Annotated in this window: 19 protein-coding genes and 1 tRNA gene; 15 read left to right on the forward strand and 5 right to left on the reverse strand. The window is 72.4% G+C overall.

What is annotated here, in order from left to right; translation table 11 throughout:
• The first annotated feature begins 195 nt into the window (after positions 1 to 195).
• The gene (locus BM385_RS07550) at positions 196 to 1,212 is read left to right on the forward strand and encodes a Gfo/Idh/MocA family protein (protein ID WP_093842543.1); all 1,017 of its coding nucleotides are present in this window, start codon (positions 196 to 198) and stop codon (positions 1,210 to 1,212) included.
• 30 nt (positions 1,213 to 1,242) lie between these two features.
• On the opposite strand, the gene BM385_RS07555 is transcribed toward BM385_RS07550, so the two are convergent.
• Positions 1,243 to 2,658 carry a CLIPPER-2 domain-containing protein gene (locus tag BM385_RS07555; RefSeq protein ID WP_019436002.1) on the reverse strand — a complete coding sequence of 472 codons (1,416 nt, stop codon included), beginning with the start codon at positions 2,656 to 2,658 and terminating at the stop codon, positions 1,243 to 1,245.
• 469 nt (positions 2,659 to 3,127) lie between these two features.
• On the opposite strand from BM385_RS07555, the gene BM385_RS07560 reads away from it, so the two are divergent.
• From BM385_RS07560 to BM385_RS07605, 10 genes are all read left to right on the forward strand, one after another.
• The gene (locus BM385_RS07560) at positions 3,128 to 3,967 is read left to right on the forward strand and encodes a helix-turn-helix domain-containing protein (RefSeq protein ID WP_093842544.1); all 840 of its coding nucleotides are present in this window, start codon (positions 3,128 to 3,130) and stop codon (positions 3,965 to 3,967) included.
• Between the two features lie 174 nt (positions 3,968 to 4,141).
• Positions 4,142 to 5,005 carry an ABC transporter ATP-binding protein gene (locus BM385_RS07565; protein ID WP_093842545.1) on the forward strand — a complete coding sequence of 288 codons (864 nt, stop codon included), beginning with the start codon at positions 4,142 to 4,144 and terminating at the stop codon, positions 5,003 to 5,005.
• Between the two features lie 108 nt (positions 5,006 to 5,113).
• Positions 5,114 to 6,178 (forward strand): iron-siderophore ABC transporter substrate-binding protein, encoded by a 1,065-nt coding sequence (locus BM385_RS07570; protein WP_019436005.1) that lies wholly within the window; start codon positions 5,114 to 5,116, stop codon positions 6,176 to 6,178.
• Complete coding sequence (locus BM385_RS07575; protein ID WP_019436006.1) at positions 6,175 to 8,277, forward strand: iron ABC transporter permease; 2,103 nt, start codon at positions 6,175 to 6,177, stop codon at positions 8,275 to 8,277. Before BM385_RS07570 ends, BM385_RS07575 begins: the two co-directional genes overlap by 4 nt.
• Positions 8,278 to 8,330: 53 nt before the next feature.
• Complete coding sequence (locus BM385_RS07580) at positions 8,331 to 9,467, forward strand: peptidase C39 family protein (protein WP_093842546.1); 1,137 nt, start codon at positions 8,331 to 8,333, stop codon at positions 9,465 to 9,467.
• A gap of 522 nt (positions 9,468 to 9,989) precedes the next feature.
• Entirely contained in the window at positions 9,990 to 14,060 is a 4,071-nt protein-coding gene (locus BM385_RS07585) for an amino acid adenylation domain-containing protein (protein ID WP_093842547.1), read from the forward strand.
• A 41-nt stretch (positions 14,061 to 14,101) separates the two neighbouring features.
• The gene (locus BM385_RS07590) at positions 14,102 to 15,007 is read left to right on the forward strand and encodes a DMT family transporter (RefSeq protein WP_093842548.1); all 906 of its coding nucleotides are present in this window, start codon (positions 14,102 to 14,104) and stop codon (positions 15,005 to 15,007) included.
• Complete coding sequence (gene epsC / locus BM385_RS07595; protein WP_093842549.1) at positions 15,007 to 15,651, forward strand: serine O-acetyltransferase EpsC; 645 nt, start codon at positions 15,007 to 15,009, stop codon at positions 15,649 to 15,651. The genes BM385_RS07590 and epsC overlap by 1 nt, the downstream gene beginning before the upstream one ends.
• A gap of 38 nt (positions 15,652 to 15,689) precedes the next feature.
• Positions 15,690 to 16,652, forward strand: a complete 963-nt coding sequence (cysK, locus tag BM385_RS07600; protein ID WP_093842550.1) for a cysteine synthase A — start codon at positions 15,690 to 15,692, stop codon at positions 16,650 to 16,652.
• A complete protein-coding gene (locus BM385_RS07605) occupies positions 16,649 to 17,890 on the forward strand; it encodes a questin oxidase family protein (protein ID WP_093842551.1) in 1,242 nt (413 codons plus the stop codon). Before cysK ends, BM385_RS07605 begins: the two co-directional genes overlap by 4 nt.
• 115 nt (positions 17,891 to 18,005) lie before the next feature.
• On the opposite strand, the gene BM385_RS07610 is transcribed toward BM385_RS07605, so the two are convergent.
• Positions 18,006 to 18,803 carry an AraC family transcriptional regulator gene (locus tag BM385_RS07610; RefSeq protein ID WP_093842552.1) on the reverse strand — a complete coding sequence of 266 codons (798 nt, stop codon included), beginning with the start codon at positions 18,801 to 18,803 and terminating at the stop codon, positions 18,006 to 18,008.
• A 71-nt stretch (positions 18,804 to 18,874) separates the two neighbouring features.
• Here BM385_RS07610 and BM385_RS07615 point away from each other — a divergent pair, with 71 nt between their 5' ends.
• From BM385_RS07615 to BM385_RS07630, 4 genes are read left to right on the forward strand one after another with little or no spacing between them, the layout of a single operon-like run.
• Positions 18,875 to 19,699: a phytanoyl-CoA dioxygenase family protein gene (locus BM385_RS07615; RefSeq protein WP_093842553.1), complete on the forward strand. Its 825-nt coding sequence runs from the start codon at positions 18,875 to 18,877 to the stop codon at positions 19,697 to 19,699.
• Positions 19,696 to 20,031, forward strand: a complete 336-nt coding sequence (locus tag BM385_RS07620; RefSeq protein ID WP_019435937.1) for a hypothetical protein — start codon at positions 19,696 to 19,698, stop codon at positions 20,029 to 20,031. The genes BM385_RS07615 and BM385_RS07620 overlap by 4 nt, the downstream gene beginning before the upstream one ends.
• An 18-nt stretch (positions 20,032 to 20,049) precedes the next feature.
• Entirely contained in the window at positions 20,050 to 20,766 is a 717-nt protein-coding gene (locus BM385_RS07625) for a ThuA domain-containing protein (RefSeq protein WP_093842554.1), read from the forward strand.
• A complete protein-coding gene (locus tag BM385_RS07630) occupies positions 20,736 to 21,851 on the forward strand; it encodes a Gfo/Idh/MocA family protein (protein WP_093842555.1) in 1,116 nt (371 codons plus the stop codon). Before BM385_RS07625 ends, BM385_RS07630 begins: the two co-directional genes overlap by 31 nt.
• Before the next feature lie 190 nt (positions 21,852 to 22,041).
• Here the strand turns inward: BM385_RS07630 and BM385_RS07635 are convergent, their stop codons facing one another.
• From BM385_RS07635 to BM385_RS07645, 3 genes are all read right to left on the reverse strand, one after another.
• The gene (locus tag BM385_RS07635; RefSeq protein WP_093842556.1) at positions 22,042 to 23,466 is read right to left on the reverse strand and encodes a glycoside hydrolase family 10 protein; all 1,425 of its coding nucleotides are present in this window, start codon (positions 23,464 to 23,466) and stop codon (positions 22,042 to 22,044) included.
• A gap of 110 nt (positions 23,467 to 23,576) precedes the next feature.
• The gene (locus BM385_RS07640) at positions 23,577 to 24,893 is read right to left on the reverse strand and encodes an alpha/beta hydrolase (RefSeq protein ID WP_139275148.1); all 1,317 of its coding nucleotides are present in this window, start codon (positions 24,891 to 24,893) and stop codon (positions 23,577 to 23,579) included.
• A gap of 950 nt (positions 24,894 to 25,843) precedes the next feature.
• Positions 25,844 to 25,917, reverse strand: a tRNA-Pro gene (locus BM385_RS07645).
• Between the last annotated feature and the right edge of the window lie 8 nt (positions 25,918 to 25,925).

A 25,925-nucleotide genomic window follows, 5' to 3' on the forward strand; every position in this document is an offset into this window, starting at 1 on the left:
ACACGGCCTAGCCCCGGTGCGCGCCGGACGCCGCCGGGCCGGGGGCACCCCGCCCGGCCCGGCGGCGTCTCCCCTACCCGGAGCCCGTCACCGCGCACGACATCCCCGGCCGCACGGGTCGGGACGGCGGCCGGCGGGGAAGACGACTCCCACCGACCGACGTCGGCCCCGATCGTCCGAGCCAGGAGTACCCGCATGACCATCCGCACCGCGATCATCGGCTTCGGCACCGGCGGACGCTTCTTCCACGCGCCGCTGCTCGCCGCCGAACCCCGCTTCACCGTCTCCGCCATCGTGACCGGCGACCCCGCGCGGGCCGCCGCCGCGAGCGGGTACGCGGGGGCCGACATCCTGCCGGACGCCGAGGCGGTTTTCGCCCGGGACGACCTCGATCTCGTCGTGATCACCAGCCCGCACGCGACGCACGCCCCGCTCGCCCGGCGCGCCGTCGCCGCCGGGATCGCGGTGGTGGTCGACAAGCCGCTGGGCATCTCCAGTACCGAGGCGCGCTCCGTGGTCGAGGAGGCCGAGGCGGCCGGGGTCCCGCTCACCGTCTTCCACAACCGCCGCTGGGACGGCGACTTCCTCACCCTGCGGGACACCCTGGCCTCGGGGGAGCTCGGTGAGGTCCGCCAGTTCGAGTCGGCCTTCGAGAAGTGGGCACCGCACCTGGCGGCGCGCTGGAAGGATGTCGCCACCCCCGGACAGGGCGGCGGCATCCTCTTCGATCTCGGCCCGCACCTCATCGACCAGGCGCTGCTGCTGTTCGGCGACGTCGTCGGCGTCCACGCGGAACTGGACCGGCGCCGCGCCGGCGCCGTCGCCGACGACGACGTCTTCCTCTCCCTCACCCACGCGAGCGGAGTGCGCTCCCGGCTCTGGATGAACGCGACCTCGCCCGCCGACCGGCCCCGGTTCCGGGTCGTCGGCTCCCGCGCGGTCTTCACCTCGCACGGCCTCGACCCGCAGGAACCGCACGCGAAGGCCGGTCTGCGCCCCCTGGACCCGGGGTTCGGGGTGCACGACGATGGCCGCACGGCCCTGCTTTCCGCCCCCGGCACCGAGCGCGCCGTCCCGTTGCTGCCCGGCGAGCACCTGGCGTTCTACCGGATGCTCGGCGACGCGCTCACCGAAGGGGGTCCGCTGCCCGTCGACCCCCGGGAGGCCGTCCGGGGGCTGGAGATCATCGAAGCGGCCCGGGGGCGGGGGTAGCCGGGGCCCGTTCCGTCCCCGGGATGCCCCCTACCGCGCGCCGGCGGAGCCCCGACCGTCGGCGCAGGGGTCGCAGCAGGCCGGGGCGGGGGTGACGCAGACGGTGGTGGAGTCGGTGTTGCCCGAGGGGTCGGGGTCCGTCTCGTTGCCGGTGACGGTGGCGGTGTTGCGCACCGGCCCGGGCCGGGTGGCCTTGGCCCGCAGGACGAGGGCGGCGGTGGCGCCGACGGCCAGCTCGCCCACGCTCCAGTGGCCGGTGTCCGGGTCGTAGCTCCCGTCGCCCTCGGCGGACAGGAAGACGAGTCCTTCCGGCAGGGGGTCGGTGACCCGCACCCCGGTGGCCGGGTTCGGGCCGGTGTTGCGCACGGTGATGCGGTAGGTCACCGTCTGGCCGACGGTGACGGTCGTCGCGTCGGCGGCCTTGGTCACGCTCAGGTCGGCGGCCGGCGCGACCTCCGTGACCGCCTCGTTGGAAGTGGCCGTCAGCTCTTCCGGGGTGTCGCCGAGCCGGTTCTCGTAGCCGGCGGTCGCGGTGTTGCTGATCAGCCGCCCGCCGGCGGCCCGGTCGATGACGACCCGGTACTCGGCGGTGGTGCCGCCGGGCAGGGTCTCCGTGTTGGGCAGGCTGCCGCCGTCGGTGGCGGAGGCGCCGGTCCCGAGCCGGAACACGACCCGGTTCGCGGCGGGGTCCCAGGACGCCTGGTCGTCGCCCGGCGCGTCGGTCTTCGGCCCGGTGCCCGGGCCGTCGACGATCCGCAGCGACCCGGGCAGATAGCTCGTCCCGGGCGGGATCGTGTCGGTCACCACCAGCGCCTCGGCCGCGCCGCCGCCCTCGTTGCGGGCGGTGATGCGGTAGGTGAGGACATCGCCCACCTCCAGCGGCCCGGCGGGGATCGCCGCCTTGTCGAGCACCACATGGGGCGCGGTGCCGAAGAAGATGCCGTCCAGGAAGTTGCCGATGCCGCGGTTGCCGCCGGCGGCGGAGATGGACCGGAAGGCGAAGCGGGTGAGGGTCTGCCCGGGCGGCACGACATAGGTGCCCGTGTAGTGGCCCCAGGCGTTGTTCCCGTCGGAGAAGCGCCGCTGCTCCACCGTGGACCCCGGCGCCCCGATGTCCAGGGCCATGGTGTCCTCGCCGAGGCGTCCGCGGTGGTACAGCCGCCAGTACAGCGTCGTGCCCGGGGTGGTCGGCAGGTCCTGGTAGAGCGTGGAGACCTCGTTGGCGTTGAGCTCGGCGAACTGCGTACCCTCGGCCGACGGCACGCCCAGGAAGCCCGAGTGCCACAGCTCGACCATGTGGTCGGAGGCGGTGGTGAGCCAGCCGGGGACGCGCTTGGGTGCCTGGGTCTGCGAGGCGTCCGGCAGGATCTCGTAGTCGATCACGGCCGGCTCCTCGAAGCTGCCGTTGACGAGGGCGACCCGGAGCGGGGCGGGAGGTGTGGACATGCTGCATCCCCTCGGAGTTGACGCTGCAATGCGGCTCGCCGGCCGGCTCCGCACCGGAGCGGGCGGCCTCCGCGATGCTCAGTAGGGCAGCGCAGGAGGGGGCGTCCGTACAGGGGGCCGCCGAGGCGTACGGCCAAAGCGGCGCGGCGGGTTTGGATGCCCGCGCGCCGGGTCGGTCATCCGTCGCACGGCGCCCGCACGGGCGCCGGGGCACCGCCGTGTCCCGCGCGCCTCCGCGGTGTCTCCCGCCACCTCCGTCCTGGCCGGAAACCGTGCCGACCGCCGGATATGCCCTCACCTGTGAGAGTGAACTCTCCTTCGCCGTGTTGACGACCTCGCGCTGTCCGGCGGACCCGGCCGCCCACCAGGACCCTCGGTGCACCGCAGGTCAGGACCCCGGGACCGGCGCGGGGCGCTGGATAGAATCGTCCGTATGGTCCGATCGTCCCGTGGTGCAGCGAGCCCCGGGATGTGGCGCCGCGAGGCGGGCACCGCCGTGCGCCGGGTGGCGCCGCCGCCGGAGCCGGAGCCCGCGTCGTCCGCGATCACCGCCGGGTTCCGGATCCCCCCGGTGCCCACCGAGTGGTCGCCGCACGCGCACGCCCTGCACGAACTGGTCTGGGTCCGCGGCGGCACCCTGACCTCCCGGGTGGCGGACCGCGTCTTCACCGTCTCGGAGGGACACGGGCTGTGGATGCCCGCCGGGACCGTGCACGGCGGGCGGGCCACGGCGGGGGCCGAGTTCCACGACGCGTTCTTCGCGCCGGACCGCACACCGATCGCGTTCCGCGAGCCCACGACGATCGCCATGACGCCGCTGCTCACCTCACTGCTCGCCCACCTCGCCCGCCCGGACCTGGACGCGGCGGCCCGGGCCCGGGCCGAGGCGGTCGTCTTCGACGTGCTGCGGCCGGCCGATCGGCAGTTCGCCCTGCAACTGCCCGGCGACGCCCGGATCGACGCGATCGCCGAGGCCCTGCTGGCGGACCCCGCCGACGACCGCTCACTGGAGGAGTGGGCCCGGCAGCTGGGGATCAGCGACCGCACCGTCACCCGGGCCTTCCGCCGCGCGACCGGACTGTCCTTCGCCCAGTGGCGCCAGATGCTCCGCGCCCACCGGGCGCTGGCCCTGCTCGCCGAGGGGATGGATGTGATGTCGGTCTCCGAGACACTCGGCTACGCCCAGCCCAGCTCCTTCATCGCCGCCTTCCGCCGGGTCATGGGCACCACACCGGGCGCCTTCTTCGATGCGGCCGGTGACATCCCCGGGGATGTCCCGAATTCCGTATCGCGTGTCCAGACCTCCTGATTGTCGACAACGCGAGCGGAATATAACCTTCTCGGAGTTAGGTAACCCTTAGTTGTTGCTCGCCGGGCGGTGTTCACCGTGCCCTGCGCAGTGTCCGGCCCGCACGGTACCCACCGGTACCGGACGGACGGAGGGTGCCGCACCCCCTGCCCCTCCGACCACCCGGACCCAGCGATGTTCACCAGCCCCTTCCGGCGCACCGGCCACGCCCCGGCCGGCCCCGCCGCACCGGCGACCGCCCTCCACGGGCACGACCTGGTCCTGCGGTACGGCGGCGAACCGGTCGTCCACGGCGTCTCGCTGACCCTGGAACCCGGCCGCGCCACCGCCCTGGTGGGGCCGAACGGCAGCGGCAAGTCCACCCTGCTGCGCGCCCTCTCCCGGCTGCACCGCACCGACGCCGGCCGGATCACCCTCGGCGCCGCGGCCGAGCGGCCCGAGCGCGACGCGGCCCTGCTCAGCTCCCGCGAGTTCGCCCGCGAGGTCACCCTGTTCTCCCAGTCCAGGCCCGCACCCCAGGGGCTCACGGTCGCGGAGGTCGTCGCGTTCGGACGCCACCCCTACCGGCGCGGCTTCGCCGGCCCGACCGCCGAGGACCGGGACGCCGTCGAACACGCCATGGGCGTCACCGGGGTACGGGAGATGGCCGAGCGGCCCGTCGGCGAACTCTCCGGCGGCGAGATGCAGCGCGTCTGGCTCGCCGCCTGCCTCGCCCAGCACACCGGCGTCGTCCTCCTCGACGAACCCACCAACCACCTCGACCTGCGCTACCAGATCGAGACGCTCGACCTGGTGCGCGACCTCGTCGAGGAACACGGCATCGCCGTCGGCATCGTGCTGCACGACCTCGACCAGGCCGCCCGCGTCGCGGACACCCTCGTCCTCATGCGCTCCGGCCGGATCCACGCGGCCGGCGCCCCCGCCGACGTCCTCACCGCGCACCACATCGCCGAGGTCTACGACATCCGCGTCGAGGTGAGCACCGACCCCCGCACGGGCCGCCTCCGCATCGACCCCATCGGCCGGCACCCCGCCTGACGCGGGCGGACGGCACCCCCGGCCCGGCCCCGCGCCCCGTACCGCAGCGCACGCGTCGCACCCGACCACGGAAGCGACCGCATCTCATCGCAAGAAAGAGGAACGCCCATGAACCGTGCCCGTCGCCTGGTGGCGGCAGCCTCCACCGGGCTCATCGTGCTCGCCGCCACGGCCTGCGGCACCACCGACACCGACACCGCCGAACCCGAGGGCACCGCCGGCGCGACCCCCGCCTCGCAGAGCTGCGCCGAGGACACCACGACCACCTCGACCGGCCCGGTCTCCTTCACCGACGGCGTCGGCCGGCAGGTGGAACTCGACAAGCCCGCGCAGCGGATCGCCGTCCTCGAATGGCAGCAGGTCGAGGACGCGCTGACCCTGTGCGTCACCCCCATCGCGGTCTCCGACGCCGAGGGCTACCGCACCTGGGTCAGTGCCGAGGAACTGCCCGCCGGCGTGACCGACATCGGCACCCGCGAGGAACCCGACCTCGACACCCTCTACGCCGCCGAACCCGACCTCATCGTCGTGGAGGCCTTCGGCGCCGACGACGAGACCATCGCCCGGCTGGAGAGCCGGGGCGTCCCCGTGATGGCCACCCGGGGCGCGAACCCCGCGGACCCCATCGGGAACATGCGCGAGGTCTTCAGCATGATCGGCGAGGCCACCGGACGCTCCGAGCGGGCCGACCAGGTGCTCCAGGAGTTCGACGAGCACCTCGCCACGGCCAAGCAGCAGGTCATCGACGCCGACCTGCCCACGAAGGACTTCCTGTTCTTCGACGGATGGGTCCAGGGCGGCAACCTCACTGTCCGCCCCTACGGCGACGGCGCCCTGTTCACCGAGATCGGCAAGGAACTCGGCATGAACCCCGTCTGGACCGACGACATCAACGAAGCCCACGGCAACGGCGGCGTCGACCCCTCCTACGGCCTCGCCCAGACCGACGTCGAAGGACTCGTCGCGGTCGGCGACGCCAACCTCTTCTACGCCAACGACGAAGGCGTCGGCGGATACGTCGCCGCCCTGGAGGAGAACCCGCTGTGGGCCACCCTGCCGGCCGTCCAGGAAGGCCGCGCCCACGCCTTCCCGGCCCGGGTGTGGGGCGCCGGCGGCCCGCGCTCCTGCGCGCAGGCCATCGACGCGTACGTCGACGTGCTCGACCAGAAGTGAGCACCACGCGGACACCGGTACTCCGGGGGACCACGCCGCCGCGCACCGAGCGCGGGGGCGGTCCCGCCGGGGCCGCCGTCCTGGCCCTCCTGCTCGCCGTGACCGCCCTGGTCGGCATGTGGCATCTGACCCAGGGCACCTCCGCCGTCGGCGCCGGCGACCTGCTGCGCTACCTCACCGGCGCACGCGAGACCACCGACGGGCCGCCGGTCGCCGAGATCGTCATCGGCTCCCGCCTGCCGCGCCTGCTCGCGGGCGTCGCGGTCGGCTTCGCCCTCGGCGCCGCCGGCGCGCTGCTCCAGTCCGTCACCCACAACGCGCTCGCCTCCCCCGACACCCTCGCGGTCACCGCCGGGGCCTACTTCACCCTCTCGCTCGTCGCCGCCTTCGGCCTCACCGTGCCCTTCTGGGCGTCCGGAGCAGTCGCATTCGCCGGCGGCCTGGCGGCGGCGGCCCTCGTCCTGCTCCTCGCCGGCCGCGCCGCCGGCACCACCGGCACCCGCCTCGTCCTGGCCGGATCGGCGATGGCGATGGCCCTCCAGGCGGCGACCGCCACCCTCCTCATCCTCTTCAAGCAGAACACCACCGGCCTCTTCGCCTGGGGGAGCGGCTCGCTCGCCCAGCTCAACATCGACGCCTCCCTGCGCGCCCTCCCGCTGATCGCGGCGGTCCTGGGCATCGCCCTGGCCCTGTCCCGCCGGCTGGACGTGATGAACCTCGGCGACGACACCGCCGCCACCCTCGGCGTACCGATCCGGGCCACCCGCGTCCTCGCCGTCCTGTGCGCCGTGCTCCTGACCAGCACGGCCGTCACCGTCGCCGGCCCCATCGCGTTCGTCGGCCTGGGCGCCCCCGTCCTGGCCCGCCTGCTCGCCGGACGGGTCCGGGCGCTGCGCCGCCACCTGCTCCTGGTGCCCGCGGCCGGGCTGCTGGGCGCGCTGCTCATCCTGCTCGCCGACGCCACCCTGCGCGCCGTCCAGGGCGCGGACGGCGCCGCCGCCATCCCCACCGGCGTGCCGACCGCGCTGCTCGGCTCCGTCGTGATCGTGGTCCTGGCCCTGCGGCTGCGCGACACCGGCGCGCTGCGCCGGCCACCGCACGCGCGCGTCGCCGCCCGCTCGCGCCGCGCGTTCCTCCTCGTCGTGCTCGGCGCGGCGGCCCTCCTGACCGGCGCGATCGTGGTGGCGCTGCTGGCGGGCAGCCTCTGGCTGCGCACGGGGGACCTGCTGCTGTGGGCCCAGGGCACCGCGCCCGTCCTGGTCGGGCAGGCGCTGGACGACCGGGTGCCGCGGGTCCTCGCCGCGGTCCTCGCCGGCGCGGCGCTCGGCCTGGCCGGCTGCGTCGTGCAGAGCGCGGTGCGCAACCCGCTCGCGGAGCCGGGCGTCCTCGGAATCACCGCGGGCGCCGGACTGGGCGCGGCGGCCGTCGTCACCTCGGGCGTCTCCGGCGGCCGGCCGGTCCTCATCGCGGCGGCCGTCGCCACCGGGCTCGCCACCTTCGCGCTGATCGCCCTGCTGTCCTGGCGCGGCGGTTTCCTGCCCGACCGGTTCGTTCTGATCGGCATCGGCTGCGGGTACGGGCTCAGCTCCGTCACCACCTTCCTGCTGCTGCGGGCCGACCCGTTCAACACCCCCCGGATCTTCACCTGGCTCTCCGGCACGACCTACGGGCGCACGCTGCCCGACGTCGTCCCGGTCGCGGTGGCCCTGGCGGTGGCGCTGCCCGTCCTGCTCGCCCTGCGCGAACGGCTCGACCTGCTCGCCGTCGACGAGGACACCCCGCGCATCGTGGGCGTACGGCCGGTCCGGGTCCGGTTCGCCGCCCTGTCGATCGCCGCGGTGCTCGCGGCGCTCAGCGTCGTCGCCATCGGAGTCGTCGGCTTCGTGGGGCTGGTCGCCCCGCACCTCGCCCGCTCCCTGGTGGGAGCCCGGCACGGCCGGGCCATCCCGGTCGCGATGCTGCTGGGCGCGCTGCTCGTCTGTGTGGCCGACGCCCTCGGCCGCACCGTCGTCGCCCCCGCCCAGGTGCCGGCCGGGCTGATGATCGCCCTGGTCGGCGGCCCGTACTTCCTCTGGGTGCTCCGGAACTCCCGCGCATGACACCGACCACGGCCCGCCCCTCTCCGCCCCCTCCGTCCGCCAGGAGCACCGCCATGACGCCCCACCAGGAAGCAGCCGACCCGGGCACCGTCTCCCCGTTCACGCCCGGGGCGGCGGCACCGCTGCGGCGGCTCGCCGGCGCCGGGGTGTGGGAGCGCTGGCACGCGGTCGACCGCTCCGCCCACGCGCCGCACCTGGTGGTCGTACCGGGGGAGGACGGGGAACCCCCGGTCGCGGGGGCGCTCGTGACCGCCCGCCCGGGTACCGCCTATGTGAAGATCGTCGACACGGTCGGTGATGGGCCGGCGGCTGTCCGGGCCGTCCTCGCCCACGCCCGCCGGCAGGGGCTCGCGCAGGTCAAGTGGGAAGGCTGGACGGCCGGTCCGCGGGAGGCCGCCGCCGCGGGTTTCGCCCCGCTGGGCCCGCCGCTGGCCGGGAAGGGGGAGCCGGCCGGTCCCGGCACCGGGTACGTCCGCTGGCTGTCCGAGGGGGCGGGCACCCCGCCCGTGTACTACGGCCAGAGCACCCACTTCACCTGCGGGGCCGTCACCGCCCTGGTCGCCCGGGAACACGCCGGGCTGCTGCCGAGGGAGGAGCTGGACCGGGACGCGGAACTGACGCTGTGGCGGGATGCCACCAACTTCCCGGCCTGCGAGCCGGTCGGGCTGGGAGTCGCCGTGCGGCGGGCCTGGCCGGCGTCCTCCGTCGTGGTGCAGCTGGATGCCGAAGGGCCCGTCCTGCTCGACCATCTGACCGGGGACGAGCGGGAGTGGCGTGCCCATCTCCAGCGTCTGGCGCGTGCGGACGCCGTCCGGATCGGCGTCCCGATCGACGCGGGCCGCCTCTCGGTCGACGCGATCCGCGGCACGGTCGCCCGGGGGGACCATGTGCTGCTGCTGGTGTCGCTCGCCCGGATGCAGGGCTTCGACGTGCCGCACTGGGTGCTCTGCCACGGCGCCGTACCGGGGGCCGTGGTGATCGAGGACCCGTGGGCGAACGCGGCCACGGGAGACACCTGGGTCGACGCGCATCTGCTGCCCATTCCCGATTCCTCGCTCGACTCGATGGCGGCCGTCGAGCCGCGTCGATTCCGTGGCGCCGTCACGATCGCCCGTATGGTGCCCGCTTTCAGCAAAGAATGCGATCACGACGGTGAGGGGGACGCCGGCCGACATGAATGTGAAGAATAAGAAAACGAGACGCAGGGCCCCCGGGGTAAACATCGAGCAGGACTGAAAGCGCTTGCCCTGGCCAGGTTCCGTCGTTTTCCGTCCTCATTCCGACCTTCCAGGGCCCTTCGGTGCCGCGCCCCGGGCACGTACGGTGTTCCAGCATTCAGAACGGTGGAAAATCAACCCGAAAATGGGTGACATCGGGACATCGAGTGCCGCCCTTGACGGCTGTGTAGTCGCCTCGTTACTGTGTCGGTCGTTTGCGGCGCGGTGCCCCTTGAGGTGCTGCGCATCTGTGATTCCGAATGAGCCGCACAGTCGCAGTACGGGCACCATCACGCTGTTTTCTCCTGTCGTTTCAACGCATTCACCGGGGCAGTGATGAGATTCCACCGGGCCGGACAGTGGATAGGGATGATCGAATGATGACGGCCGGCGCCTCACCGTACGCGAACTGACTCCTCCCTCACCGATCCCCGGGTTTTCCGGACGGTTTCGGTGGCGCAGCATGCCGTTTTTCGCACAAGAAAGTGAGAGACCATGTACAGCACGGCGTTCAACGAATCGACCGACAGAATTTCGGGGCAGAAAACCCTGGGCGACCTGCTCCGCGCACGGGCATCGGCGCACCCGCACCGTACGGCGGTCGTCCAGGACGACACCTCCCTGGCCTACGGTGAGCTGCTGGAGCGAAGTTCGGACCTGGCAGGCTTCCTGCACCACCTCGGGGTGGCGCCCGACGACTGCGTCGGCATCTTCGTCGAACCGTCCATCGACCTGATGGTGGGGGTCTGGGGCACCCTGTTATCCGGCGGGGCGTACTTACCGCTGTCGCCCGAGTACCCCGAAGAGCGGCTGCGCTACATGATCGAGGACTCCGGCACCGGGGTCGTCCTCGCCCAGCGCGGCCTCGCCGCGCGGCTGGCCGGCCTCGCACCGGAGGGCACCAGGATCGTCACCCCGGACGAGGTGACCGCCTTCGCACGGCGCCCGCACCGCCCCGGACCCCGGCGCGAGCCGCCCGAACCCCGGCCGGAGGGGCTGGCCTATGTCATCTACACCTCCGGCAGCACCGGCAAACCGAAGGGGGTGATGATCGAACACCACAGTGTCGTCAGCCAATTGGACTGGCTGAACACCGAACTCGAAGTGAACGGCGACACCGTCGTCCTGCAGAAAACACCGCTGAGCTTCGACGCGGCGCAGTGGGAAATACTGGCCCCCGCCTGCGGCAGCACCGTGGTCATGGGAAGTCCCGGAGTGTACCGGGATGTCGAGGGGCTCGTGGAAACCATCATGCGGCACGGCGTCACCACCCTGCAATGCGTTCCCACCCTGCTGCAAGCACTCGTGGGAAACGAGGAGTTCGCCGCCTGTACATCTCTGCGGCAGATCTTCTGCGGCGGTGAGGCGCTCTCCAGGAGCCTGGCCGCACAATGCATCGCGACCCTGCCCGGCTGCGAACTCATCAATGTGTACGGACCGACGGAATGCACCATCAACACCTCGGCCCACCGCGTCGACCCGAAGACCCTCCAGGACGGCCCCCACGCGATATCGATAGGAGCACCGGCCCACCGGACGGAGTACTACATCCTGGACGGTGAACAGAAACCTCTCGCCGTGGGTGAGATCGGTGAACTCCACATCGGCGGCGCGCAACTGGCACGCGGATATCTGCACCGGCCCGAACTGACCGCGGAACGCTTCGTCGACAACCCCTTCACACCCGGCACCCGCCTGTTCCGCAGCGGTGATCTCGCCCACTGGAACGCCGATGGCACGGTACAGTTCGCCGGCCGCATCGACAACCAGGTGAAGCTCCGCGGATTCCGCGTCGAACTGGACGAGATCAGGCTCTCCATCGAGAACCACGACTGGGTCAGGAACGCGGCGATGGTCGTCCGCGACGACCCGCGCACCGGATTCCAGAACCTCATCGCCTTCGTCGAACTCGACCCCAGGGAAGCGGCCCTGATGGACCAGGGCAACCACGGCGCCCACCATCAGTCCAAGGAGAGCCGGCTCCAGGTGCGCGCCCAGCTCGCGAACGCCGGCTGCCGCGACCCCGAGGAGATCGTGGGCAGGACCGTCATCGACCTGCCCGGCAAGGACGCCACCGAGCGGCAGCGCCGCCAGGCGTTCGCCCGCAGAACCTACCGCTTCTACGAAGGCGGCCAGGTCACCCGGGACGATTTGCTGGCACTCCTCGCCGAGCGGGTCACCGGCGCCGCACCGCGCGAGGTGGGGGCCGTCGGATTCCCCGAATTCGGTGAGATCCTGCGCCACTTCGGCCAGCATCTCAGCGACCAGCGGCTCCTGCCGAAGTACGCCTACGCCTCGCCCGGCTCGCTGTACGCCACCCAGCTGTACTTCGAACTGGACGGGATCGGCGAGCTGGCACCGGGCTTCTACTACTACCACCCGGCGCACCACCAACTCCTCCTCGTAACCGCCAAGGACGAGCCGGCGACCGCACCCCGGATCCGCGTTCACTTCGTGGGCAAACGCCGGGCCATCGAGCCGGTGTACAAGAACAACCTCCAGGAGGTCCTGGAGATCGAGACCGGCCACGCGGTCGGCCTCTTCGAGGAGGTCCTGCCCGGCCACGGCCTGACCATCCTCCAGCGGCCTTACACCCCGGACACCATGGACCGGCTGGACTGCGCGGCCGAGGACCACTACCTCGGCAGCTTCGAGATCGCCCCGCACACCACCGCCATGGACCTCCCGATGGACGTGTACGTGCAGGCGCACCCGGACGGGGTCTCCGGTCTGCCGGCCGGCCAGTACCGCTACCGCGACGGCGAACTGGAGCGCGTTTCCGGCGAACTGATCCGGCGCAAGCACGTCATCGCCATCAACCAGCAGGTCTACCAGCGCTCCCGCTTCGGCATCTCGGTGGTCAGCAGGACCACCGAGGACTGGCGCCGCTACATCGACCTCGGCCGGACCCTGCAACGCCTGTCCATGAACGACCTGAACCTGGGCTTCATGCCCTCGGGCTACAGCTCCAGGACCGGCGCGGACCTGCCGGCCGCGAAACGCCTGGAGCGGATCCTGGCCGACGCCGGCCTGCGCGGCGGCCCGTCCTACTTCTTCGTCGGCGGCCGGGTCAGCGACGCCCAGGTGCGGGCCGAGGACATGAAGGAGGACACGGTCCACATGAAGGGCCCCGCGGAGATGATCCGGGACGACCTGGTCACCTCCCTGCCCGACTACATGATCCCCAACCGGGTGGTGGTCCTGGACAAGCTCCCGGCCACCGTGAACGGCAAGAACGACACCGCCGCGATGGAGCGGCTGGCCGACGCCGCCGTCGCCCGTGACGACCGGCCCTTCATCGCCCCGCGGACCAGCACCGAGCAGCGCGTCGCCGCCCTGTGGAAGCGGAGCATGAAACGCGACGCCGTCTCCGTCCACGACGACTTCTTCGCCTCCGGCGGCAACTCCCTGATCGCGGTCGGCCTCATCAACCGGATCAACCGGGAACTGGGCACCACCCTGCCGCTGCAAGTGCTGTTCGAGGCACCCACCATCGAGGAACTGGCCCGGCGGATCGGCGGAAAGGAAGCGGCCGAGAGCTCCCGGCTGGTCCCGCTGCGCGCCGAGGGCACCGGAGCCCCCGTCTTCTGCTGGCCCGGCCTCGGCGGCTACCCCATGAACCTGCGTCTCCTCGCCGAGACCGTCGATCTCGACCGGCCGTTCTACGGCGTGCAGGCGCACGGCATCAACCCGGGCGAGGAGATCTACCCCACCATCCAGGAGATGGCCGCCCGGGACGTCGCGGAGATCCGCCGCCGCCGGGCGAGCGGGCCGTACACCCTGTGGGGCTACTCCTTCGGCGCCCGGGTCGCCTTCGAAGCCGCCCACCAGCTCGAACAGGCCGGCGAGCAGGTCGATCACCTGTTCCTCATCGCGCCCGGCTCACCCGAGGTCGAGGCCGACAGCGGCGAGATCGCCTACCGCGACCGGGCCTACGTCACCATCCTCTTCTCCGTCTTCGCCGGCCGCATCTCCGGCCCCGAACTGCGGGAGTGCCTGCGGGTCGCCCACGACGACGACAGCTTCGCCGCGTTCATCAGCTCCACCTTCCCGCACCTCGACCACGCGCTGGTCAAGCGCATCGCCGCCGTCGTCCACCGCACCTACACCTTCGAGTACGCGTTCCACGAGCTCACCACCCGGCGCATCACCGCCCCCGTCACGATCTTCAAAGCCACCGGCGACAACTACTCGTTCATCGAGAACAGCGCCGGCTACTCGCTCACCCGGCCGACCGTGATCGACCTGGCCGCCGACCACTACACCCTGCTGCGGGAAGCCGGCATCGACGAACTGGTGGCGGCCATCCGCCACCGCCTGGGAACCACGAAGGAGACCATCGTGCCGCACATCAACATCAAGTACTTCTCGTCCTCGCTCTCCGAGGAACAGCAGTCCCGGCTCGTCACCGCCGTGACCCAGGCCGTCCGCACCTCCGTCGACTGCGACGAGGACGTCATCTCGATCGCCCTGGAACCCATCGAGAAGGAGCTGTGGAACCGCCGGGTCTACGTTCCCGAGATCGTCAACCGGAAAGAACTCCTGCACAAGTCACCGAACTACTGACCCCCGGGAGCGGACACCGTGATCCACGAAGACGAGGTGCGATGACCCACGCGACCCTGACCCGATTTCTCTTACTGGCCCTGCTCTGGGGCAGCAGCTTCATGCTGATCAAGGTCTCGCTGGAAGGGCTCACCCCCGGCCAGCTCGTCCTGACCCGCCTCGTGCTGGGCGCCGCCGTCCTGGCGGTGATCATCGCGGCCCGCAAGGGGACCCTGCCCCGCTCCGGCCGGGTCTGGACCCATGTGGCGGCGGCGGCGCTCTTCGGCAACGTCATCCCGTTCCTGCTGATCTCCTACGGCGAGCAGACCACCGGCGCCGGCCTCGCCGGCGTCCTGATCGGCATCACCCCCCTGCTCACCCTCGCCCTGGTCACCGCCTCCCTGCCCACCGAACGCGCCACCCCCCGCAAGGCGGTCGGCCTGGTCGCCGGCTTCCTCGGCGTCGTCCTGGTCATGGGCCCCTGGTCCGACGCGGCCGGCACCCTCGGCGGCCAACTCGCCTGCCTCGGCGCCGCCATCAGCTACGCCTGCGGATTCGTGTACGTCCGCAAGTTCCTGTCGGACCGGGGCATCGCCCCCTCCACCCTCGCCGCCTCCCAGCTCATCGCGGCAGCGGCGCTCCAGGCCGTCGCCACCCCGTTCCTCGGCTGGCAGACCCCGGAGCTGTCCGGCAGGGTCGTCCTCGCCGTCGTCAGCCTCGGCGTCCTCAGCACCGGCCTGGCCTACGTGCTGTACTTCCGGCTCATCGGCGACGTCGGCGCCACCACCGCGTCCGCCGTCAACTACGTGGTCCCGGTGGTCGCCGTCCTGACCGGCGTCCTGCTGCTGGGCGAACCCGTCACCTGGAACCTGGTGGTGGGCGGCCTGGTCGTCCTGGCCGGCGTCGCCTACGCGGAGAACCGGCTGCGCGGAGCGCGCCGCGAGCCCGTCCTCGTGAGGGGGTCGTGATGGGCGCCCGCCGCCTGTACCGCGCGGCCGTGGCCGACCTGGACACGATCCGCGAGCGCGACCCGTCGATGCGCTCCCGCACCGAGGCACTGCTGCACCCGGCCGTCCCGGCGATCTGGGGCTACCGCGCCGCCCACCGGATGCACCGGCGCGGCCTGCGCCGCACGGCGCGTCTGGTGTCCGCCATCACCCGGGTGCTCTCCGGCGGGATCGAGATCCACCCCGGCGCCCGGATCGGCCGCCGGTTCTTCATCGACCACGGCACCGGCGTGGTGATCGGGGAGACCGTGGTCATCGGCGACGACGTCACCATCTTCCACCAGGTGACGCTCGGTTCGGTCGGCTGGTGGCACGACCAGGAGCGGCCCGAGGGCTCGCGCCGCCACCCCGCCGTCGGCGACCGGGTGGTGATCGGCGCCAACGCCACCGTGCTGGGCGCCGTCACCGTCGGCTCGGACGCGGTGATCGGTGCGCAGGCCCTGGTCATCAAGGACGTCCCCGACGGCGCCCGCGTCCTGGCACCCACCGCGGAACCCCGGCGCCGCCGCACCGAACGCACCGCGCGCCGCCCCCACCCCGCCACCACCCCGGCCGCCCCCGCCCGCCGGGACCACGGGGCCCCCGCCGCCTTCCCCACCTGGTGACCCGACCTTCCAGCGAAAGACCTTCCGAAAGAGGCATTGTGCTGACGTCGACCAAGCGGCCGGTGGCCGCCTCCTTGGAACACCTGATCGGCAACACCCCGATGGTCCGGCTGGACCTCGGTGCCGCCCACCAGGACACCACCGTCCACGCCAAACTGGAGATGGCCAACCCGCTCTCCAGCGTCAAGGACCGCACCGGCCTGTACATGATCGAGGCCGCCGAGGAACGCGGGCTGCTGCGCCCCGGCGAGGGCACCGTGGTGGAAGCCACCTCCGGCAACACCGGCATCTCGCTCGCCGCGCTGTGCGCCGCCCGCGGCTACCGGTGCGTGATCGTGCTGCCGGACAACGCCACCACCGAACGCGTCCAGTTGCTGCGCGCGTTCGGCGCGGAGATCGTGCAGACCCCGCACGAGCAGGGGTACGTGGCCGCGATCGAGAAGGCCGAGCAGATCCACCGCGACCTGCCCGGCTCCTGGTTCGCCTGCCAGCACGAGAACCCCGACAACGTCCAGGCCCACTACGCCACCACCGGGCCGGAGATCTGGCGCGACACCGACGGCCGGGTCGATGTACTGGTCTGCGGGGTCGGCACCGGCGGAACCCTCTCCGGCACCGCCCGCTACCTGAAGGAACAGAACCCGGCCGTCCGGGTGGTGGCCGTCGAGCCCGAGCGCTCCCCGGTACTCAGCGAGGGCTGGGGCGGGCTGCACCGCATCCCCGGCCTCAACGGCGGGTTCGTCGCCCCGACCACCGACCTCGACGTGATCGACGAGGTCCTCACCGTCTCCGACGGCGACGCCTTCGCCGGCGCCCGGCTGCTCGCCCGCACCGCCGGCCTGCTGGTCGGCGTCTCCTCCGGAGCCGCCGCGCACGCCTGCCGGACGCTGGCCGCACGACCCGAGTACGCCGGCACGACGATGGTCACGATCTTCCCCGACACCGGGGAACGCTATCTGTCCTGGCTCCAGGCAGCCGCCGACGAGGAGAGTGCCAAGTGAACCGGACCACCATCACCGACTCGCCGGTCGTCGAGCGGCTGCTGGACGACCGCACCCACTACATCGAGTTCAACAGCGACCCCGGCCTCACCGGCCCGGCCTTCCCCACCGACCGGCTGCTGCCCTCCGCCAAACACCTCAGCAACCACGCCAAACACGCGGTCGTCGCCCTGGCCGGCCTCGGCGCACCGGCGGAGACGATCGAGGCGTACTACCGCGACTACACGACGCTCACCCCCTACGGCTACCCGCTGGAACCGGCCAGGGCCTCCCGCGGGACCATCACCGAGGAGAACTGGCAGCGCTGGATCGGGGCCCGCAGCCACTACGCCGACTACTGCGCGTTCTTCGACCGGCGGGAGCGCGAACTCGGCCTCGACACACTGCTGCGCACCTACCTTCCGGCCCTGCTGCCCGGCTGGGTCGGCGCCTTCACCCACGCCACCATCCACCTGGGCTGGGCCCTGGACGCGGGCAACCGGTGGATGACCATCGAGGGCCTGGCCTACCTCGCCTTCTCCGCCGTCTCCTGCCACCCGGAACGCGCCACCCCGGCCGCTGACCTCCGCGACCAACACCCGGTGGACTCCCTGCTGCGCATCGCGGGGGAGTGGGAGCGCGACCGCGACGGACTGCGCACGTGGGCCGAAACCCTGATCGCCGACACCTCACCCGCGGCGAGCGCCGGCATCCACCCCGAACTCGCCGGACTCCAGTACCGGATCGCCCGCGTCCTCGGCGAGGGACACCCCCTGATCGACCGGACCCCGCCCTGGACCGAGGAGGACCCCGGCGCCGCCTGGGACCGGCTGTACTACGCCGTCACCCTGCTCTACCTGGCGATGCCGGGCGACTTCATCGCCCTCCACCTGATCACCTCGCTCCACGCGATGGAACAGATCGCCGGCCGGCTCCCCGCCGACCGGCAGCGGGAGGCCGTCCGCTCCTACTGGCGGGGCATCCTGTGCGTCCTGTTCTCCCGCGCCGAGTTCCCGGCCCGCACGGAGCTCGCCGCACTGCACGCCCGCTACGCCGGCTCCTTCGACGACGGAACCGACCCGGCCCACGCCGCGGAGTGGGAGCGGACCATCGCCCGCGCGATCGGCCAGATCGAGGAACACAACCCGAAACTGGTGTACGTCCTGCGGCGGGTCTGGCACCGCACCGGCCACCACACGATCTACCGCGCCGCCGCCGGGCACTTCACCCCGACCCCCGAGGCCCTGAAGTCGGCATGAGCTGAGCCACCGCCCCCGCGCCAGGCCGCGGACGGACGGACGGAAGGAAGGCCGCCGGGCCCGGAGCACAGCCTCCGGCCCGGCGGCCTCGCCCGTGCCCCGTGTCCGCCGGGCCTCAGCGCGTCGGGGGCCCGGCGGCCCGGTGCGCCGCGCGGAGCACCCGGGGAGATGCCCCCAGGTCCCGGCGGCACGCCTTGTTGAAGGCCTGGAGGTCGGGGATGCCGACCTGGGCCGCGATCGCGGAGATGGACAGAGTGGACTCGCGCAGCAGATGCCGGGCCCGGGCCAGCCGGCGCTGCCGGATGTAGGCGACGACGGTGCTGCCGGTGGCGGCGCGGAAGACCCGGGTGAGGTGGGTGTGCGAGAGCCCGGCGGCCTTCGCGATCTCCGGGACGGTCAGCGGGGAGGCCAGCCGGGCCTCGATGTGGGCGATGGCCGTGTTCACGGCCGGGTGCGTGGCGTCCTGGCGGCCCCGGGCGGCCGGGGCGAGATGGGCGACGCGCCACAGCGCGGTCCAGATCTCGGCGGCGGCCCGGGCGGGGGTGCTCGGCCACGCGGCGACGGCCTGGTGCATCAGGGTGGACAGCGTGGGCAGTTCCGGTCCGGCGTCCTGCACGACGGGGACGGTACGGGGTTCGCCGGTGGCGGGGAGCCGCAGATGGGCGTACAGATGCTCCGAGCGGCCCCGGTAGTCGTACCGGCAGACCGCGCCGGGCGGGACGATGCTGACCCGGCCCGGCCGGATGGCGTGCGCGGTGCCCGCGACGGTGAGGCCGGCCTCGTAGCGGTACAGATGGAGCTGCCACAGATCGGGGAGGCGGAAGACATCCGTGTGCCCGGCGGGGCCGTGGACGGCGAACCCGACACTGGTGACGACGGGGGGTTCACCGAGGGGTACGGCGGTCTCTCGCACAGCGGGAATGTACCAGTAGAGGGTGGACAGGGCCCACGCGCCGGGGAGCGAGCGCCTCTACCGTGAGGGCCATGACGGAGAAGACCAGAACCGAACATCTTCTCAATTCCGTGCAGATGGCACATTTCGTCTCCCATGGAGCGATCCGGCTGGACGCCGTGGTGCCCGAGGAACTGAACGACGAGGCCATGCGGGTTCTTCCGGCCGGAGTCCCGCCCGTGCCCTACGGCACACCCGTGGTGGGCGCGTACCCGGAGGGCTCCTTCGTCCGGCGGCTCCTCGCCGTGCCCCGGATCGCGGGCGCGGTACGCAGCCTGGTGGGGCCGGGACCGAATATCGACCACCACGCGGTGCACGTGCGCGGCCCCCGCGAGGGCGAGGCGCAGCCGCTGCACGCGGACGCGATCATCGACGTGCGGCCCGACGCGTTCGATGTCCAGCTGATGTACTACCCGCACGCGGTGACGCTGGAGATGGGCGGCACCCTCAGCGTGCCCGGCAGCCATCTGCGGCGGACCAACGAGAGCGACACCGGCCGCTACCAGAACCTGCGCGGCCAGGACCGGCTGGTCTGCCCGGCCGGCACCGTGGTCTTCCTGCACCACGGGCTGTGGCACGGCGGCCGGCGCAACGACAGCGACACCCCGCGCTACATGTTCAAGATCCGCTTCAACCCGACCGTCCGGCAGCGGCTGCTGTGGGACACCTCCGACCTGACGGACCCCCGGGTGGCGGCGGCTCTGGACACCGATTTCCCCTGGTACGAGCAGGCGACCGGCCGGCTGGAGCGGTACCAGCGCGTTCTGATGTGGCGTGCCCTGACCGGCGACGACACCTTCGACCTCGACCACTGGGTCACCCGCGTCTCCAACCGGCCGCAGGAGGCCACCACATGACGCCGAGCACGCCCGCCCCCGCCCCCGCCCCTGCCACGCCGTCCGCCGGCGCCGTCCGCCAGCGCGTCCTGGTGCTGTACCTGTCCACCTCGGCGCTGGACTCCCATGTCCTGGGCTGGTCGCTGTACGACGGGACCGGCCGCACCGCACCGACCACCGGCGACAGCGAGGAACCGCCCTACGCCACCGGGGTGGCCGCACTGCGCGACGGCTGGCGCCTGATCCAGGCGTCCCAGCTCGTCCCGCCGTACCCCGGCCACGAGTACGACGTGTCGTTCCTGAAGCACGAGTTCTTCTTCGAACAGCTCGTGCCCACCGCCGGGGCCCACTGACTGGAGGAATCACACCGTATGCGCACCACGCACCCCACCGCCCTCGTCGTGCGGGGAGGCTGGGAAGGCCACCGGCCCATCGAGACCACGGACGTGTTCATACCCTTCCTGAAGAGCAACGGCTACACCGTCCGCGTCTCGGAGTCGACGGACGTCTACGCCGACCCGGACCTCATGGCGGACACCGACCTGATCGTCCAGTGCGTCACGATGTCCGAGGCCACCGCCGAGCAGGTGAGCGGACTCGCCTCGGCCGTCGCCGCCGGCACGGGCTTCACCGGCTGGCACGGCGGCGCCGCCGACTCCTTCCGCGCCAGCGCGGACTATCTCCACCTGGTGGGCGGCCAGTTCGCGGCCCACCCGGCCAAGGAACCCGCACTGCGCCGCGGTACCGCGGCGGACAGTTTCCTGCCGCACACCGTGCACATCACCCCGCTCGGCCGGGAACACCCGGTGACCGCGGGCATCGAGGACTTCACGCTCGACACCGAACAGTACTGGGTGCTGCACGACGACCTGATCGACGTGCTCGCCACCACCACCCACCCCGTCCGGCCGTGGCACCCGTGGCAGCGCCCGGTCACCTCCCCCGCGGTGTGGGCCCGCCACTGGGGAGCGGGACGGATCCTGATCACCACCCCCGGGCACGACGTGAGCGTCCTGCAGAACCCGAACGTCACGACCATCGTCCGGAGGGGGATGCTGTGGGCGAGCCGCACCGCATCGGCATCGTAGGTCTCGGGGTGATCTCCCGCGTCTACCGGGACACCCTCGCCGCTCACCCCGGTGTCCGGGTGACGGCCGTCGCCGACCTGGACGCCGCCCGGTCGGCGGCTGTCGCCGCGGAACTGCCGGGCGCGCGGGCCGTGGGCGTCGGCGAACTGCTCGCCGCCCCCGACGTGGACACGGTGCTCAACCTCACCGTCCCGGCGGCCCACGCCGACATCGCCCTCGGCGCCATCGCGCACGGCAAGGACGTGTACGGCGAGAAACCCCTGGCCGCCACGTTCCCCGCCGCCCTGGGCGTCATGGAGGCGGCCACGGCCGCGGGCACCACGGTGGGCTGTGCCCCGGACACGGTGCTGGGCACCGGGCTGCAGACCGCGCGGTGGGCCATCGACACGGGCGGCATCGGACGGCCCCAGTTCGCCACCGCCGTGATGATCACCCCCGGCCACGAACGCTGGCACCCGCATCCCGACTTCTACTACACCGCCGGGGGCGGCCCGCTCCTCGACATGGGCCCCTACTACATCACCGCCCTGGTGCACCTGCTGGGTCCCGTCACGGCGGTGATCGGTGCCGCCGGCCGGCTGCGGGACGAACGGGTCATCGGCTCGGGCCCCCGCGCCGGCCGGACCATCCCGGTCGAGGTGGACACCCACGTCTCCGGGGTGCTGGAACACGCCGGCGGAGCACTGACCACGCTCACGACGAGCTTCGACGGTCTGGCCACCGCGGCCACCCCCATCGAGGTCCATGGCGAAACGGGGTCACTGGCGGTCCCGGACCCGAACCGGTTCGACGGCCCCGTGCGGATCTTCACCGACGGCGCGCGGGAGTGGCGCACCCTGCCCGCCGCCGCCGGGTACGCCGACGGCGAGCGGGGCGTCGGCCTGCTGGACTTCGCCACCACGGGTCCCGGCGAGGAACCGCGCGCCGGCGGCCACCTGGCGCTCCATGTGTCGGAGGTGATGAGCGCCCTGCTCACCTCCGCGGCCGAAGGCCGGCGGATCCAACTGACCACGACCACCCGGCGCCCCGCTCCCGTCCCGCTCACCGCCGCCGACCGGTGGCGCGGCCGGCCGGGAACCTCCTGAGCCCCGGACACCGCGCAGCGGCCCCGGCCCCCGGGAGCCGTACGCTCCGCCCGGCAGCACCGGGCGGAGCGTACGGGCCAGGGCCCGGCCGCCGAATTCAGCAGGTGGAGTTGGTCGCCGGTTCACCAGCACCTACGAGGCGTTCGTGTCGATCGTGGAGACCGCGCCCCGCGCCGGTACCGGTCGGGCGTCAGCCCACGCGTGCGAGCTGCCATTGCTGGTTGGTGCCGCCCCAGTCGGCGTACTGGACGATGTTGGCACCGTCCGCGGTGGAGCCGCCCTGGACTTCGAGGGCTTTGCCGCTGTGGCGGTTGATGAGCCGGATGGTGCCGCCCGGGGAGTCGCTGACGCGCCATTGCTGGTTGGCAGCGTTGGTGTCGCTCCACTGGACGACGGCGCCTCCGTCGGCGGTGGACCAGTTGTGGACGTCGAGGACTTTCCCGGAGTGCTGCGAGCGGAGCCGGTAGTAGCCGCCGCCGGAGTCGACGAACTGCCAGCGTTGCTGGGCCTGGTCGTTGCGGGACCACTGGGTGATCCGGGCCCCGTCGCCGGTCGCCAGGTTGTACACGTCGAGCGCCTTGCCGCTGTTCCGGTTCACCAGCACGTACCAGGCGTTCGTGTCGATCCCACCGGGCGGCTGCGTGCCGCCGCCCCCGTTGAGGGTGTCCAGCACGGCCGTGTACGCCGGCTTCTTGTTGCCCGCGCCGTCGAAGAGCAGCGGGTTCTCACCCGTGCGCCAGGAATCGCTGTCCCGGACACCCCACACGGTGATGCCCGTGCACCGGCTCACCGCCAGGCAGGCACGCGTGACGGTGGCGTAGGCGTTCGCCTGGTCCGCTCCGGCGATGTCCAGCTCGGTGATCTGGACCTCGACGCCCAGGTCGGCGAACCGCTGGAGATTCGCCTGGTAGTCGGCCGGCGGCGAGTTCGTCAGATGGGACTGGAACCCCACGCAGTCGATCGGCACGCCGCGGGCGATGAAGTCCCGCACCATGGTGTAGATCGCCGTGCTCTTGTCGTTGATGCCGTCGGTGTTGTAGTCGTTGTAACAGAGCTTGGCGCTGGGATCGGCCGCCCGTGCCGTGCGGAAGGCGACCTCGATCCAGTCGTTCCCGGTGCGCTGGAGATTGGAGTCCCGCCGCTGGCCGGCGGGCCAGTCCGCGAACGCCTCGTTCACCACGTCCCAGGAGTGGATCTGCCCCCGGTAGTGCCCGGCGACCTGATTGATGTGGTTGACCATCGCGGACCGCAGGGTGCTTCCCTCCAGCCCCTGTGCCCAGCCCGGCTGCTGGGCGTGCCACACCAGCGCGTGCCCCCGGACGGACATCCCCTGCTGGCGGGCGTGGTTGACGATCCGGTCGCCGGCCGAGAAGTTGAAGGAGCCGCGGGAGGGTTCCGTGGCGTCCCACTTCATCTCGTTCTCGGCGGTGAGGCTGGTGAACTCCCGGTTCACGATGGTCGTGTAGGCGCCTTCGTTGAGCTTGTGCCCGGCGACCGCCGCGCCGAAGTAGCGACCGCGCTCGGCCGCGGCGCTCCCCAGGGTGGTGGCCGCCTCCGCGGTGCCCGCCGACGCCACGACGGTGCCGCCGGAGACGAGCACGACGGCCAGCAGCATGACGAGGAGTCTGAGGCGGCGCAACCTGCCGCCGTGCGGGACGTGTTGAGCGGTGAGTATCATCCGGTGTCCTTCCGGTGAGAGGGCGGGGGGCGGATGCCGGCCGGCGCTCAGGAGGGGATGAGCTGGAACGACTCCGCGGCTCCGAGCGTCGCGGCGGACGCGATCAGGGGCCCGCTGCCCGCCGTGACGTACCGGTCGTTGGCGTGGGCGCGCAGGCCGACGGAACCGTCGCCGTTCGGCACCCGGGTGAAGGTCTCCCACGGCCCGACCGCCGTGCGGTTGGCGATCAGGGGAGCGGCTCCGGCGTTCTCGGCGCAGACGTACCGGCCATTCGCGTGGGAGCGCAGGGCCACCGCGTCACCGCCGGCGTCGACCAGGTCGAAGCGTTCCCACGGCCCGACCGTGGGCCGGTTGGCGACGAGGGCGTCGGCTCCGGCGTTCTCCGCGCACACGTGCTGGCCGGTGGCCGAGGAGCGCAGCGCCACCACCGGACCGGATCCGCCCGGGGCGAGGACGGACTCCCAGCGGGTACCGCTCCCGGCCGCGCCGGCGGGCAGCCGGTCCCGGGCCGCGGTGTCCCCGTACAGGCTCCAGCGCATCCAGTCCACGTAGGTGTTCACGGTCTGGGTGTGATTGACACCGCTCCAGATGTACTCGTCGTGGCCGGTGTTCAGATGGGTGAGGAACGCCTTCGGGGCCGGCAGCTCGTTGTACGCCTGCCGGGCCGAGGAGTACTGGCAGATGGGGTCCTGGTCGCCGTGGACGAACAGGACGTTCGCCGCCACGCGCCCGGAGGGGTTCCCCATGTGCACGGTGGCGAACGGTACCGCGGCCACGATGCGCTCGTCCGGCCAGGCGGTGAGCAGGCCGTGGGTGGTCATCCCGCCGAGCGAGTGCCCCGCGACACCGACACCGGTGGCGGTGTCCAGGCGTCCGGCGAACGGGGAGCCGGGGGTGGTGTTGAGCGCCAGCGTCCTGGTGAGGACTTCGGAGACGTCCTGGGACTGGTTGCCGTTGTAGACATCCCCGATATTGCCGGGGGTGCCGGTGGAGGTGGTGGGGAAGACCGGGGCCGGGACCACGAAGCCCGCCTCCGCCAGCGGACGGACGAGCGGCGCGTAACTCTCCGGGTTCCCGCCGAGGCCATGGCTGAACTCGACCACCGGGAAGACGCCGTCGGCGAGCGCGGCATTGGGCACCGGGTTGCCGCCCGGGTTTCCGGCGGCGGGGTAGAAGATCCGGGTGACCAGGGGGCGGGAACCGCGGCTCCACGCGAATTCGCGTACCCCGATGGCGAAGCGCTGGGTGGGGGCGTCGAGACGGCCGGCGGCTGTCGCCGTTCCGGCGCCGAGCAGGGAGGCCCCCACGGCTGCCGTGCCCATGCCAAGCATCTGGTGCAGGATCGTGCGGCGTCGTAACGACATCGGTGCAACTCCTCGGATCAAGAGGTGAGCTGATGGAACCGGCCCCCGGTCCGGGAGGGGCGGACATGCGCGGGCCGTGCGGTGCGGCGCGCGGCGCGTCCGGCTTACGGGCCGGGGTCGTCCTCCCCGTCCGTGGGCCCGGATCGGCGGTGCCGGAGCCGGCCCGCGAGCCGCGCCGACGCGGGCGCGGCCGTGCGGAACCGGTGGTGCGCGTGGTGCGGGCTCCGTCGCGATGACGTGCGGATTCCACGGGTCGCGTGACGAGGTGACATCGTTCCGGAGGGTCCGGTCCTCGGGGGCGGAAATCTCTCCGGCCCGGGGGGCGTGCTGGGGTGAGCGGTGCGGCCGTGGCCCGTCGGGGGCGGAAGTCCTCCCCGGGGAAGCCATGTTCGATATGCCGGACGCCGACCGGCCTATCAGACAGCTTGGATGATGGGGCATGGCCCCAGCCGCGTCAATGGCCCGGACCGGATTCGTCGCCGGCCCATGGCGCCCGGCTCCACGGGCAGCCGGAACCCGGTGTGACCGGCCCGCCGTCCGGGCCTTCCCGAGCCCGTTCCGACTCCCGGTGCGTCCGCAGGTTCCGGTCGCCCCACAGGCTTGACGGAGCGCCCCGGCGCTCCTAGCGTTCCGCAGCGACGCATCCGTCGGCGGTCCCGCGCCCGGGGCCCGGCTCCGCCGTATCGGGGCGAAGGTCTTTCACACACCCGAATGGGAGCGCTCCCGCGCCCGTGCAGACGCCGAACACGGGACTGCGGCGCTCCCCGCAGCCGGAAGAGAGGTGGGTACGCAGCCGAGGCCCCCGCTGAGAGCACGTCGATCACCGCCGCCGCGGTACATCAGAAGGTGCGGCGACCGGACCCGGGCCGAGACCCGGTGCAGACCGCCGGCCGTCACGGAAGAGACCGGTGCCCCGGGAAGACCTCCCGGAACACCGGCCCCTCGCACCGTCGGGACGACAGGATTTGAACCTGCGACCCCTTGACCCCCAGTCAAGTGCGCTACCAAGCTGCGCCACGTCCCGGTGTCGAC

The organism is Streptomyces harbinensis (genome assembly GCF_900116145.1).
GTDB lineage: Bacteria > Actinomycetota > Actinomycetes > Streptomycetales > Streptomycetaceae > Streptomyces > Streptomyces carpaticus.

Bases quoted from the DNA above. Each gene is read 5' to 3' on its own strand.
- BM385_RS07550 (WP_093842543.1), top strand. From the start codon at position 196: ATGACCATCCGCACCGCGATCATCGGCTTCGGCACCGGCGGACGCTTC.
- BM385_RS07555 (WP_019436002.1), bottom strand. From the start codon at position 2,658: ATGTCCACACCTCCCGCCCCGCTCCGGGTCGCCCTCGTCAACGGCAGC.
- BM385_RS07560 (WP_093842544.1), top strand. From the start codon at position 3,128: ATGTGGCGCCGCGAGGCGGGCACCGCCGTGCGCCGGGTGGCGCCGCCG.
- BM385_RS07565 (WP_093842545.1), top strand. From the start codon at position 4,142: ATGTTCACCAGCCCCTTCCGGCGCACCGGCCACGCCCCGGCCGGCCCC.
- BM385_RS07570 (WP_019436005.1), top strand. From the start codon at position 5,114: ATGAACCGTGCCCGTCGCCTGGTGGCGGCAGCCTCCACCGGGCTCATC.
- BM385_RS07580 (WP_093842546.1), top strand. From the start codon at position 8,331: ATGACGCCCCACCAGGAAGCAGCCGACCCGGGCACCGTCTCCCCGTTC.
- BM385_RS07585 (WP_093842547.1), top strand. From the start codon at position 9,990: ATGTACAGCACGGCGTTCAACGAATCGACCGACAGAATTTCGGGGCAG.
- BM385_RS07590 (WP_093842548.1), top strand. From the start codon at position 14,102: ATGACCCACGCGACCCTGACCCGATTTCTCTTACTGGCCCTGCTCTGG.
- epsC (WP_093842549.1), top strand. From the start codon at position 15,007: ATGGGCGCCCGCCGCCTGTACCGCGCGGCCGTGGCCGACCTGGACACG.
- BM385_RS07615 (WP_093842553.1), top strand. From the start codon at position 18,875: ATGACGGAGAAGACCAGAACCGAACATCTTCTCAATTCCGTGCAGATG.
- BM385_RS07620 (WP_019435937.1), top strand. From the start codon at position 19,696: ATGACGCCGAGCACGCCCGCCCCCGCCCCCGCCCCTGCCACGCCGTCC.
- BM385_RS07625 (WP_093842554.1), top strand. From the start codon at position 20,050: ATGCGCACCACGCACCCCACCGCCCTCGTCGTGCGGGGAGGCTGGGAA.
- BM385_RS07635 (WP_093842556.1), bottom strand. From the start codon at position 23,466: ATGCTGCTGGCCGTCGTGCTCGTCTCCGGCGGCACCGTCGTGGCGTCG.
- BM385_RS07640 (WP_139275148.1), bottom strand. From the start codon at position 24,893: ATGTCGTTACGACGCCGCACGATCCTGCACCAGATGCTTGGCATGGGC.